Annotated in this window: 14 protein-coding genes; 3 read left to right on the top strand and 11 right to left on the bottom strand. The window is 57.0% G+C overall.

The window, feature by feature from the left end; translation table 11 throughout:
• Positions 1-92: 92 nt before the first annotated feature.
• From dnaK to hrcA, 3 genes are all read right to left on the bottom strand, one after another.
• Positions 93-2030, bottom strand: coding sequence for a molecular chaperone DnaK (gene dnaK / locus NOR51B_RS08720; RefSeq protein WP_009021584.1), 1938 nt, complete (start codon positions 2028-2030; stop codon positions 93-95).
• Between the two features lie 101 nt (positions 2031-2131).
• On the bottom strand, positions 2132-2722 hold the full coding sequence (gene grpE, locus NOR51B_RS08715; protein ID WP_040481966.1) for a nucleotide exchange factor GrpE: 591 nt from the start codon (positions 2720-2722) through the stop codon (positions 2132-2134).
• Between the two features lie 287 nt (positions 2723-3009).
• Positions 3010-4044, bottom strand: coding sequence for a heat-inducible transcriptional repressor HrcA (hrcA, locus tag NOR51B_RS08710; RefSeq protein ID WP_009021649.1), 1035 nt, complete (start codon positions 4042-4044; stop codon positions 3010-3012).
• 206 nt (positions 4045-4250) lie between these two features.
• Here hrcA and recN point away from each other — a divergent pair, with 206 nt between their 5' ends.
• The gene (gene recN / locus NOR51B_RS08705; protein ID WP_009019021.1) at positions 4251-5906 is read left to right on the top strand and encodes a DNA repair protein RecN; all 1656 of its coding nucleotides are present in this window, start codon (positions 4251-4253) and stop codon (positions 5904-5906) included.
• On the opposite strand, the gene fur is transcribed toward recN, so the two are convergent.
• Positions 5898-6320 carry a ferric iron uptake transcriptional regulator gene (gene fur / locus NOR51B_RS08700; protein WP_040481965.1) on the bottom strand — a complete coding sequence of 141 codons (423 nt, stop codon included), beginning with the start codon at positions 6318-6320 and terminating at the stop codon, positions 5898-5900. The genes recN and fur overlap by 9 nt on opposite strands.
• A 116-nt stretch (positions 6321-6436) precedes the next feature.
• Here fur and NOR51B_RS08695 point away from each other — a divergent pair, with 116 nt between their 5' ends.
• A complete protein-coding gene (locus NOR51B_RS08695; protein ID WP_009019195.1) occupies positions 6437-6811 on the top strand; it encodes an outer membrane protein assembly factor BamE in 375 nt (124 codons plus the stop codon).
• Positions 6812-6827: 16 nt separating this feature from the next.
• Here NOR51B_RS08695 and NOR51B_RS08690 read toward each other — a convergent pair whose 3' ends face one another.
• Genes NOR51B_RS08690 through NOR51B_RS08680 form a run of 3 tightly spaced genes read right to left on the bottom strand, consistent with a single transcriptional unit; the run spans position 6828 to position 8970 of the window.
• On the bottom strand, positions 6828-7127 hold the full coding sequence (locus NOR51B_RS08690; RefSeq protein WP_009019258.1) for an RnfH family protein: 300 nt from the start codon (positions 7125-7127) through the stop codon (positions 6828-6830).
• Positions 7124-7567, bottom strand: a complete 444-nt coding sequence (locus NOR51B_RS08685; RefSeq protein WP_009018974.1) for a type II toxin-antitoxin system RatA family toxin — start codon at positions 7565-7567, stop codon at positions 7124-7126. The genes NOR51B_RS08690 and NOR51B_RS08685 overlap by 4 nt, the downstream gene beginning before the upstream one ends.
• A 32-nt stretch (positions 7568-7599) precedes the next feature.
• Entirely contained in the window at positions 7600-8970 is a 1371-nt protein-coding gene (locus tag NOR51B_RS08680; RefSeq protein WP_009020052.1) for a sodium-dependent transporter, read from the bottom strand.
• Positions 8971-9064: 94 nt separating this feature from the next.
• Here NOR51B_RS08680 and smpB point away from each other — a divergent pair, with 94 nt between their 5' ends.
• A complete protein-coding gene (gene smpB, locus NOR51B_RS08675) occupies positions 9065-9550 on the top strand; it encodes an SsrA-binding protein SmpB (protein ID WP_009019705.1) in 486 nt (161 codons plus the stop codon).
• 30 nt (positions 9551-9580) lie between these two features.
• Here the strand turns inward: smpB and NOR51B_RS08670 are convergent, their stop codons facing one another.
• The 4 genes from NOR51B_RS08670 to NOR51B_RS08655 are packed head-to-tail and all read right to left on the bottom strand — an operon-like array spanning position 9581 to position 11521.
• The gene (locus tag NOR51B_RS08670) at positions 9581-10063 is read right to left on the bottom strand and encodes a periplasmic heavy metal sensor (RefSeq protein ID WP_009019455.1); all 483 of its coding nucleotides are present in this window, start codon (positions 10061-10063) and stop codon (positions 9581-9583) included.
• Positions 10056-10490: a hypothetical protein gene (locus tag NOR51B_RS08665; protein WP_040481964.1), complete on the bottom strand. Its 435-nt coding sequence runs from the start codon at positions 10488-10490 to the stop codon at positions 10056-10058. Before NOR51B_RS08665 ends, NOR51B_RS08670 begins: the two co-directional genes overlap by 8 nt.
• A complete protein-coding gene (locus NOR51B_RS08660) occupies positions 10487-11011 on the bottom strand; it encodes a sigma-70 family RNA polymerase sigma factor (protein ID WP_009019456.1) in 525 nt (174 codons plus the stop codon). The genes NOR51B_RS08665 and NOR51B_RS08660 overlap by 4 nt, the downstream gene beginning before the upstream one ends.
• Before the next feature lie 12 nt (positions 11012-11023).
• Positions 11024-11521, bottom strand: a complete 498-nt coding sequence (locus NOR51B_RS08655) for an EF-hand domain-containing protein (RefSeq protein ID WP_050759443.1) — start codon at positions 11519-11521, stop codon at positions 11024-11026.
• Between the last annotated feature and the right edge of the window lie 42 nt (positions 11522-11563).

The following is an 11563-nucleotide window of genomic DNA, read 5'->3' as shown; positions in this document are numbered from 1 at the left end:
GCGTCCAAAAACCGTTGTTCTTACATGCCCGTTAAACCGAGCCGGACGGCGTGGCGAGCACCCCATCAGAGGCACTCGCCGCACTCACTCTATTACTTCTTTTCGTCGTCCTTGACCTCTTCGAACTCGGCATCGACAACATCAGAATCGTCGTTTTCGCTGCTGCCGGCATCAGCACCAGCACCCGCCTGAGCTCCTTCACCAGAGGCCTGCTGAGCAGCGTACATCTTCTGCGCCACCGCTCCAGTGGCTTCGGTCAACTTGCCCGTCGCCGCTTCCATCGCCTCGGTGTCCTCGCCCTTTACAGCCTCGTCGACTTCGGCAATCGCAGCTTCGATAGCCTGACGTTCGTCATCAGTTGCATGTTCGCCCGCTTCCTGAAGCGTGTTACGCGCGGCGTGGGCCATACCCTCGGCGGCATTGCGAGCAACGATCAGCGCCTCAAACTTCTTGTCGGCTTCAGCGTTCGCCTCGGCATCAGAGACCATCTTCTCGATCTCTTCTTCACTCAACCCACCTGAGGCTGTGATCCGAATCGACTGCTCTTTGCCCGTGGCCTTGTCCTGCGCGGAGACATTGAGTATGCCATTCGCATCGAGATCAAATGTCACCTCGACCTGTGGCACACCGCGCGGAGCCGGCGGAAGATCTGCCAGATCAAAACGTCCCAGCGACTTATTCTCGCTCGCCTGCTTTCGCTCGCCCTGAACAACGTGAATCGTTACCGCAGTCTGATTGTCTTCTGCCGTCGAGAATACCTGCGACTTTTTGGTCGGGATAGTCGTGTTCTTCTCGATAAGTGGCGTAGCGACCCCTCCCATGGTCTCAATGCCCAGGGTCAGCGGCGTGACATCCAGCAGTAAGACATCTTTGACATCGCCTGCCAATACCGCACCCTGGATCGACGCACCCATGGCGACCGCCTCATCGGGGTTCACATCTTTTCGGGGCTCCTTACCAAAGTAGTCAGCAACCGTCTTTTGCACCATCGGCATCCGAGTCTGGCCACCCACCAAAATCACATCATCGATTTCGCTTGGCGACAGTCCGGAATCCTTCAGTGCAGTCTTGACTGGCTCGAGGGACCGCTTGACCAGTTCTCCGACCAGCGATTCGAGCTTCGAACGTGACAGCTTCACAACCAGGTGCTTGGGCCCGGTGGCGTCCGCTGTTATATAAGGGAGATTCACCTCGGTCTGCTGCGAACTGGACAGCTCGATCTTCGCTTTCTCAGCAGCCTCTTTCAGACGCTGTAAAGCGAGCGGGTCATTGTGCAGGTCAATACTGTTTTCTTTCTTGAACTCTTCCGCGAGATACTCGATAAGGCGCAGGTCAAAGTCCTCACCACCCAGGAAAGTATCCCCGTTGGTTGCAAGTACCTCGAACTGGTGCTCGCCATCAACTTCGGCAATTTCGATAATCGAGATATCAAAAGTACCACCACCGAGGTCATAAACCGCCACGGTGTGATCACCTCTTGCCTTGTCCATGCCGTAAGCCAGGGCCGCGGCAGTAGGTTCATTGATGATTCGCTTGACCTCGAGGCCCGCGATCTTACCGGCATCCTTGGTAGCCTGCCGCTGGGAGTCATTGAAATAAGCCGGAACTGTAATCACCGCCTCCGTGACCGTCTCGCCAAGGAACTCCTCAGCGGTTTTTTTCATCTTGCGGAGCACTTCCGCAGAAACCTGAGGAGGTGACATCGCGTTGTCTTTGACCTTAACCCAGGCATCGCCGTTGTCAGCCTTGATGATTTTGTAGGGCACCATGCTGATGTCTTTCTGGACCACGTCGTCCTCAAAACGGCGCCCTATCAGCCGCTTGACCGCAAACAACGTGTTCTCCGGGTTGGTCACCGCCTGCCGCTTGGCAGACTGGCCAACCAGAATCTCGCCATCGTCAGTGTAAGCAACGATAGACGGAGTGGTACGCCCACCCTCTGAATTTTCAATGACCCGCGGCTTCCCGCCATCAAGCACAGACACACACGAATTGGTCGTGCCCAGGTCAATACCAATAATCTTACCCATTTGCTCTCTCCTTTCGCCGAAGCACTGCTTCGCGCTGATATTTGCCGGTTGCTTTGTATGTGGGTCCGGGTTCGCTTAATTCAAGGTTTTTTGTGTGGAAATTAACTGGCGGCCTTGCTGACCATGACCATGGCAGGGCGCAGGAGTCGGCCATTGAGCTGGTAACCCTTCTGCATAACAGCCACGACCGTATTCGGCTCCATATCGGCATTTTCCACCATACTCATTGCCTGGGCGGTCTGGGGATCGTAGGGCTCACCCTCAGGATTAAGCGCCTCGACACCCGATTTAGACAGCGCATCGGTAAAGCTTTTAAGGGTCAATTCAATGCCCTCAACAACGGCTCTGTTCTGATCGTCGCCGCCGGCGGCCTGAAGTGCGCGTTCGAGGTTGTCGACTACCGGCAGTAATTCGCCAATAAAGCGCTCAAGGGCAAATTTCCGGGCTTTCTCGACTTCTTGCTCCGCCCGGCGCCGGGCATTGATGGAGTCTGCCTGGGCCCGCAATGCATCTTCCCGAGCCGTTGCAAGCTCAGCCTCAAGCCGCTCGATAGTCGCATCCGGGGCAGATTCACCGGAGATGGCATCAGGCTCATTAGTGGGGTTGTCGGATTCCGCCGCAGCCTCTCCGGTTTCCAGAACCTCTTCGGGCGGATCGGTGGGTTGAACGCTCTCGGTCTTTTCTTCAGCCATTATTGCCTCACTCAATAGGGGGTAGTCGGGTCTCGTGAGCGACCCTGAACGCATAGGAGCAACATGGGGACGGCTGCCAGAAATTCAAGCGGCCAATGCACCGGTTTTGACATAGCCCGAGACGCGGTTACAGGGACCCGCAACAACGCGGGAATGAGACGAGAACAGGGTATCGGCGGCGGATTTAAACGACCAGAGCCAAGCTTGTTTCTAATCGACGGTCGAGTTGATATCGGGGATAGGACACGCGCAGGGGTCGGCTCCCCTGGCCCGACGGCCCCCAGGGGTCATTTGGACAATGCAGCGGTCAGCATGCGGGCAGTAACATCCACCATTGGAATCACGCGTTCGTAGGCCATGCGCGTGGGCCCGATAACCCCGAGAACACCCAGGGGCTGGGACCCGTGTCCGTAAGGGGCCGTAATCACGCTGTAGTCGCCAAAAACCTCAAAACCCGCTTCCTCGCCGATGAAAATCTGAACCCCTTCAGCCTGCGAGGATCGCTCCAGCAGATCCAGCAGATCACGCTTTCGCTCAAAGGCATCAAATAACTCGCGTAACTTGGCAAAATTCTCGGGACTGGCGGAATCCAGAAGATGTCCCTCCCCGGCCACCACATAGCCGTCGTCTTCGTTATCGGGACCCAGCGCCTCCTGCGCCATCTGCATGGCCGCCGCCATGGCCTCATCAATGCGACTACGGGCTTCCTCCATCTCACGAACCAGATGACTCTTGACGTCGCCTAGATCGGTACCCGAAAAGCGTTGATTCACCAGATCAGCAGCCGCTTTGAGCTGGTCCTCACTCAGGGCTCTCGGTAGCTGGATGATTCGGTTCTGCACCTCACGCTCGTTGACCACCAGAATCACGAGCACCCGGTTATCCGACAAAGGAAGAAACTCGACCTGGCGCAATTGCCTGGCTTCCGCCTTTGGCACGGTCACGATGCCGGCCTGGGTGGTTATCTGCGCCAGCACACTCGATGCGGCCTGAACCAGCTCTCCCGACGATCGGTTGGGGTTGAGCTCTTCGCGTAAAGCGATAATGGCCTGGGGATCGAGAGGCTGTATCTGCAGCAGGCTGTCCACAAAGAAGCGATAGCCGGCGGCTGTGGGTACGCGACCCGATGAGGTATGCGGGGACTCCAAATAGCCGCGTCCCTCAAGGTCCGACATAATATTGCGAATGGTCGCCGGGCTCACCGCCAGACCACTGGAAGCGTGAAGCGTTTTTGAGCCCACAGGCTGTCCGTCGCGGATATGCATTTCCACGAGTGTCTTCAACAGGTCGATGGATCGAGTGGATAGTGCTTTTTCGGTCATTGTTGCCCGTCTAGCCTCGTGGAGCTGAGCCGTCGCGTCCATTGATTGAATATCACCCGGTAAGGATGTGGCATCACGACCAACGAAACAATAGATTCTCACAAAGTTGTCGGGATTCCATTTATCGGCTGTCAGCAGCCACACAGGGATTGATTGCCACCACATCACTCGGGCACAGTGGGGGTCTGCTCCCACTCAGGTTAAGCGTGCTTAAGCAATTACACATCGCCAACTACACCGTCGTCGACCAACTCGATATTGATCTGGAGGGGGGTATGACCGTGCTCACCGGTGAAACCGGTGCGGGCAAGTCGATAATGCTCGATGCGCTGGGCTTGTGCATCGGGGATCGCGCCGACCCCAAGGCTATCCGCCCCGGGTCCAAGCGCGCCGAAATCACCGCTACTTTTTCACTCGAGGACGCTCCTGAGGCCCTCCAGTGGCTCCTCACCAGGGAGCTGGAGGCAGTGGATGATGACTGTATTCTGCGCCGCGTGGTCAGCCAGGAGGGCCGCTCAAGGGTGTACATCAATGGTTCGCCGGCAACACTGGCGCAAGCCGCTGAGCTGGGCGCGTTGCTCGTCGATATTCACAGTCAGCACGCACACCAGTCGCTGTTGCGCAAATCCACCCAGCGGGCCCTGCTCGATGCCTTCGCCGGAGTCACGGACCTGTCGCTCAGGGTTGCCGAGATCGCTCGCGAATGGCGTCAGCTTAATGAGCGCCTACAGTCACTGAGCAACCAGAACGATGCCGCCGCGGCACGCCGTGATTTACTCCGCTATCAGGTCGCCGAACTTGAAGAACTGGCCCTTGGCAGTAACGAGATTGAATCCCTCGAGGCGGAACAGCGCGCGCTGGGCAACGTCGGTTTTGTGCTCGAAAGTGCCTCGGCAGCGATCGAGAACTGCGAGGCCAGTGGTGATCATCTGCGTCGTGTTCTGGCAGAAATGGGCGATCAACGCCACGATTCGGAGTCCGTGACCAATATTCGTGAACTCATCAACTCGGCGGATATTCAGCTCTCGGAGGCGCATCAGGAGATCTCACGCTATGCGGAAAGTGTCGACTATGAGCCCGAACGGCTTCGAGAAATCGAGAGCCGACTCGAAGCCATCTACGACATGGCGCGAAAACATCGCGTGCTCCCGGAGCAGTTGGCCGAAAGGCATGTAGAGCTGGAGCACGAGCTCAGTGGTCTCGGCGGTGACGAAGAGGAAGTGGAGCGTTTGAGCGACGAGCTCCTCGCACTTTCCGGTCGGTACAAGACCGACAGTGCAGCGCTCAGCCGCGCCCGTCACGAAGCGGCACAGGAGCTCGCCGATCGGACCATGGCGGTTCTCGAAGACCTGGCGATGGGTGGCTGTAGTATTGAGCTTTTACTATCTCCGCTGGATGTTGGTGCACACGACCCACGGGGCATTGAAGACATCGACTTTCTGGTGGCGACTAATCCGGGCAGTGCACCGGCACCCTTGAGCAAAGTCGCCTCCGGTGGCGAGTTGTCCCGTCTCAGTCTGGCGCTTCAGGTCGTCGCGGCGGATAACGCGACCTCGCCAACCATGATTTTTGATGAAGTGGACGTGGGTATCGGCGGCGGAGTCGCCGAGATTGTCGGCGACCTGTTATGCCGGCTTGCGGGTCGTGTACAGGTGCTTTGCGTCACCCACCTGCCGCAGGTGGCGGCCAAGGGACACCATCACTTGCGTGTGCGGAAAATCGGCAATAAAACGGAGGTCAGCACGCAGCTTGAGGTCATCACCGATCGAGAACGCATCGATGAGATCGCGCGAATGCTCGGTGGTGTCAAGATCACCGCAAGTACGGTGGCTCATGCGCAGGAAATGCTGGAATCAGCCTGAGCTTCCTTTTTTCCGCACATAGAGCACCAACGAGTGATCGATAATCTCGAAACCCTGCTCCTCGGCAATGGTGTGTTGTAGTCGCTCGATATCCTCATTGAAGAACTCAATGACCTCGTTGCTGTCCACATCAACCATGTGATCGTGATGATCATCGCTGGCCATCTCAAACACCGAGTGTCCGGTTTCAAAATTGTGTCGTGTCACCAAACCGGCACTCTCGAACTGGGTCAGGACCCGGTAAACCGTTGCCAGGCCGACATCCTCCCCCGCATCCCGCAGTCGCTGGTAGACGTCCTCCGCGCTGAGGTGTTCGGATGCCGCAGACGCACTGTCGAGAATTTGCATGATTTTTAGTCGGGGCAGCGTCACTTTAAGACCGACCTTGCGCAGGTCAGCGTTCTCATTGGGCATGGCGCGTTTCTCGTTGGGGGTAATTGTCCGGTATGATGCCAGTCTCGACTCGGTCTTGGAAGTTCGATGTGCCTCTGATCCACCCAATACAATTAGTTCGCGCCGGCGGCGTCGCTATGGCTCTATTGCTGACGGGCTGCGGTTCCAACTTCGGATTTCCCGGGGTCTATCGTATCGACGTCGAGCAGGGCAATGTCATCACCGAGGAAATGGTGCAGCAACTCAAGCCCGGTATGAGCCCTCGTCAGGTGAGATTCATCATGGGAACCCCCCTGATCGAAGATACCTTCCATGAAAATCGATGGGACTACCGCTACACCCTGAGAAATGGCATCGATACGCTGGAGCAACACCGGTTAACAGTCTTTTTTGAGGACGAGGTCCTGGTCAATCTCGAGGGTACGTTGCTACCGGACTGGGCGCAGGAATCAACCCCAGATACCGGTGCGGACGACGATTCCGACGCAGAGGACACCCCAGCAGCCTCCTAGAAGAGGATTTACTGCTCTACCCCTGCTGGGCCTTTGCCTTGGCCGCCCGCGCTTTACGCACCTCTTTGGGGTCAATTTTTAGCGGGCGATAGATCTCTACGCGCTCACCGGCCTGCATCACATGATCCTGTGGCACCGCCTTGCCAAATATCCCAAGTTTCACCGAATCGTCGATGACGAGATCTTCGAAGACGGATTCCAGACCGGCACGCATCGCCGCCTCAAGTGCTGTTGTGCCCGCCTCCACCTCTACGCTCGCTATATGCTGCTTGTCGGGAAGTGCGTAAGCGACTTCAACTCGAATCGTACCGGTCACGCCAACTTCTTCCCATAGACCTGGCCTGCGCGCCGAACCACCGCGTCTACTAGATCCAGCGCGACCCTGTCGAACAATTTGCCGGCAGCGGCATGTATGAGCCCACTGCGCAACTGGAAATCCAGGGTCAGTACGACTTTGCTGGCGTTTTCCGCCAGGCGCTTGAACACCCATTGACCGGCAAACCGCTCAAAAGGTCCATCGACAAGCGTCAGGTCGATACGGTCATGGGGCGTCATAATGTTACGAGTGACAAAGCTATGGCTGATACCGGCGCGGGACAATCCCAGTCGCGCGGTTACCGTATCGCCCGACGTATCGAGGATTTCAGCTCGCGCGCAGCCACTGAGGAAACGTGGGTAACTCTCTATATCCGCCACCAGATCAAAGAGCTCTCGGTTTGAGTAGGGAAGCAATGCACTGCGATCAATAACTGTCATGGTGTAATGCTAACCCAGACCGGCACCGGGGGTCATTGCCAATGCCAAAGTACGACTCCGATCAGCGCAAAGGGCACCACCAGACGCAGCAGCTCCCACCAGATGATGAACAACCAGAAGGGTTCACGAAAAAGCTCACCGCGAACCAGCGGCCGGGGTATTCGCCAGCCAACAAACGCCACGATACCCAGTAAACTCAGTGGCAGCAGTACTCCGGCAATCAGGTCATCGAGTCTGGTCATCAGCGTGATGCCAACAAAGGCAATGACGGCGGCCGTAATCAATAGGATACCCGCGACAAGGACACTGGCGCGCAGCCGAGTGAGACTGGCATTGCGTCGCAATATAAGCAGGGCCGGCTCAATTAACGCCACCAGTGCGGCGAATGAGGCGATCAGTAATGCCGCGAAGAATAGCCCCCCATAAAACTCGCCCAGGGGAAGGTTTGCGAAGGCATAGGAGATGCTCACGAACAGTAGTGGCAGTCCACCGGAGGGTGCGACATTATTCGCGAACAAAAGGGGAACGACGATGATCGCGAGCGTTACGGCAAAGGCGAGATCCAGTACCACAGCAGCCGCCACTGACCTCAAAATCGGCAGATTTCTGGGGCTTCGCGCGCCAAAGCAGAGCCCCACACCCACACCTGCAGCGAGGGTGTACATTGCACAGGTAACTGCCGCCATAACGCCCGGTGGCGTCAGCGCCTCATAATTTCTGGCAAACAGAAACTCCTGGGCCAAAACCAGATCGCCGTAGGTGAGTGTGTAGTCAAGAAGACCGGCAAAAGCGATGCCTATGGTGGGCAACGACAGCCACGCCAGCAAAACCATGGCGATTCGAAGCCCCAGGGAGGCCGCCACACCGGCGGCAGCCACAACCGCCAAAATAGCGACAAGCTGTCGACCGCTGTCCTCCGTCATGGACAAGAAGCGATCGGCCACCTCATTGGCGCTCGCTGCGGCAAGTTCACCCGACTGTAATGCCATACCCCGGTCTACCATCCAGGCCATAATGACGACCAACTCCGCTGCCAGAAGTAGGCCCACGGTGGCTTGCAGAGGACCGAGATAGCTCCAAAACACTGATCGACCCGCTGTATCCGTGGACCAGCGGGCGGCATTCATCGGCGATCCACGCCCGTGGCTGCCAATGACCACTTCAGCGACCAGAATAGGCATCGACAGTAATAGCAACGCGGCCACATACACCATGAAGAAGGGGGCGCCACCATACTCGCCGAGCATCACGGGAAACCGAAACACGTTACCGATACCCACAGCGGCGGCGGCCAACGCGAAAACCAGCGTTGTGCGCCCCTGCCAGGGTCTCGGAATATTGTTATCGAGCACGGCGAACTCCGAGCGTAAATAGGCTTCCAGTCTACCGCTGAGAGGACCCATTCAACCAGCAACTACTTAACCCCAGGACTCGAGGGCAGCAAGAAAAATAAAGCGAGACCCCGACAAGCCCGCTTCAGCCGCCTATAATCTGGCGATGGCCAAAGCAAAGAAAGCGAAAAAATTTGATAACACCATTGCCCAAAACAAGCGGGCGCGGTTCGACTATCATCTCCTCGACACTTTTGAGGCGGGCGTTTCACTGGCTGGCTGGGAAGTCAAGGCGCTTCGCGCCGGCAAGTGCCAACTGACCGATTCTTATGTACTGATGAAAGACGGCGAGGCCTATTTACTGGGTGCACAAATCACGCCGTTGGATACGATATCCACCCACTACGTCAGCGACCCCACGCGAACACGAAAACTGTTACTGCATAAAAAACAGCTGGCGCAGATTAACGCTGCTGTGTCCGCCAAAGGCCAAACCTGTGTGTGCACAGCGCTTTACTGGAAGGGGCATCTGGTGAAGGCGAAGATTGCATTAGCTCAGGGTAAAAAACAGCACGACAAGCGCGACACCGAGAAAGCAAAGGATTGGGAGCGCCAAAAAGCGCGAATCGTGCGAGCAAACGTCAAACAGTAAAGCCCGCGATCCGGCAATTTTCGCACCGTCTCATCTGGGTGGCGGCGGAAAGCGCGACGGCTCCGCGCCGGATCGCAGTGGCTTTACACCGCGTTCACCACGTTGATGCAATAACATCCCCAGTACCTGCTGACGCTGCTCTCGGGGCAAGTCGCTCACGACGTCCTGCACGATCCCGTGCATCAGTTCCTGATAGCGTGCCGTCTCCTGCCGGAGGGCGAGTAACGCTGCCTCCAGCGCCTGTGGATCCATAGGATCCGTATTGATCACTTCAAGAAGCGTGTCGTTGCGCTCTCTCATCGACGCCCGCCGGGTGCGCATATCGCTCATGTGAGCCCGAAGTACGGGTCGTAGTTGCTCGCGAATTTCCGCATCCAAGGGCTTGATCGCCCATTCCAGGGGGGGTGGCCGCTCGCTGCCACCTACACCACGCCCGATAACAATACCGGCCACGACCAGGTTCACAGACAGCGACACCAGCAAGGCCGCCGTCAGCCAAAATCGACTATTCATAATTCTCTCCCAGCGCTACCGGACTGAATACAATGGAATCGAGTGCGCTCCAGTCGGTAGACTCCTCGGTGTAATTCACTCCAATGACAATACCCAGTAACAGGGGCGCGGATGCCAATACGGCCGGCTTCCACCATTGGTATGCGGACGTCGGCAGCAGCCAATTCCAAAAGTCACTTTCAGATGTTGTGGCATCGACTGGCCGGGCGGGTGGCGTAGTCATCTCCAGGATCGACTCGACCGAAAGGCCGTTAGTTAAAAGCGAGTCGTCCAGCGCCCCGTCCAGTTTCTGTTGTTGCTTTATCAACTGCTGCAGCGTCGCGCTGCGATGACAGAGCGTGAGCGCCTGATCGCGCTCATCTTCAGGCCAACGCATCGGGTCACCGCCATAGGCCGCAATGAGGGTTTTCACTCTTTTTTCATTCATGGCGCCACCTCCAGGTGACGTTTAAGACTTCGCCGCGCACGAACCAGCAGCGACTCAAGGGCTCGTACCGAAAGCCCCATCACCTCAGCCGCCTCGCGGTTGGTCAGGGACTGATAATAGGTCAATACCAAGGCACTGCGCTGGGCTTCGGGTAATAACATCAGAAGGCCACTGACATCCGCACCCCTATCATCAGCCACCGCAGATAGCGCCTGCTCCTGATCCTGCTCTTGCCAGGCGCTCAGACGCGCGGTTGCACGCTGCTGATCAATGCACAGATTACGTGCAATCTGGTGAAGCCAAGTCGTGAGCCGTGCTTTACCGGAGTGGTATTCATTCGCTCGCAGCCAGACCTTGAGCATAACCTCCTGAGTGACGTCCTGAGCTCTCGCTACATCACCCAGCATACGCGTGGCGAAGCGTTCGATAGGCGCAATATGGCGGTTTGCCACTTCGGCAAAAGCGCGCCGGTCCTGCGACCGAGCAATACGTTGCATCAGTATCGCATCATCTTCAGGCACCGACGGCAGGCCTTAGGAACCTTCGCTGGATCGATCGGACTTCGGGTGTCTTTGACCCTGCCGCGGTTTCATAGCTTCAAACTCATCAACCGAGAGGTAGCCATCACTATTGGCATCGATCCGCTCAAACGCGAGGGTTTTCAACTCCAATGCGGTGACCACATCGTCATTATTACCATCTGCCTCATCAAAGCGTGATCGAGCCTGCTCCTCATCGTCACGCACGTGGCTGGCCAATGCCGCCTCCATTTCCTCAACGGTGATATTGCCATCACCGTCAGCATCGGCTTTCGACAGCCTGCCCCTACCCTTTGGTGGCAACCGAAATTCATCGAGACTCAACAAACGATCGCCATCGGTGTCGAGGTGGTCGATCACTCGATCGGGGTCAGGCTTCTGCCGCTCGGAGTGATCACTAGCGAGGGTCGATGGCGATAGCAAGAGCGCTGCGCCAAGCACCGAAAATGATAACGCCAACGAGGCGGGAGATTTTGCACAATTCTTTCGCATGGGGTTTTCCTCCAGTAGTGGATAACGCGCTATTCGCGTTAA

The sequence above is a fragment of the Luminiphilus syltensis NOR5-1B genome (assembly GCF_000158175.1).
GTDB lineage: Bacteria > Pseudomonadota > Gammaproteobacteria > Pseudomonadales > Halieaceae > Luminiphilus > Luminiphilus syltensis.
The sequence above is the reverse complement of the archived record's forward strand: the minus strand, read 5'-3'. Positions and strand labels throughout refer to the sequence as shown.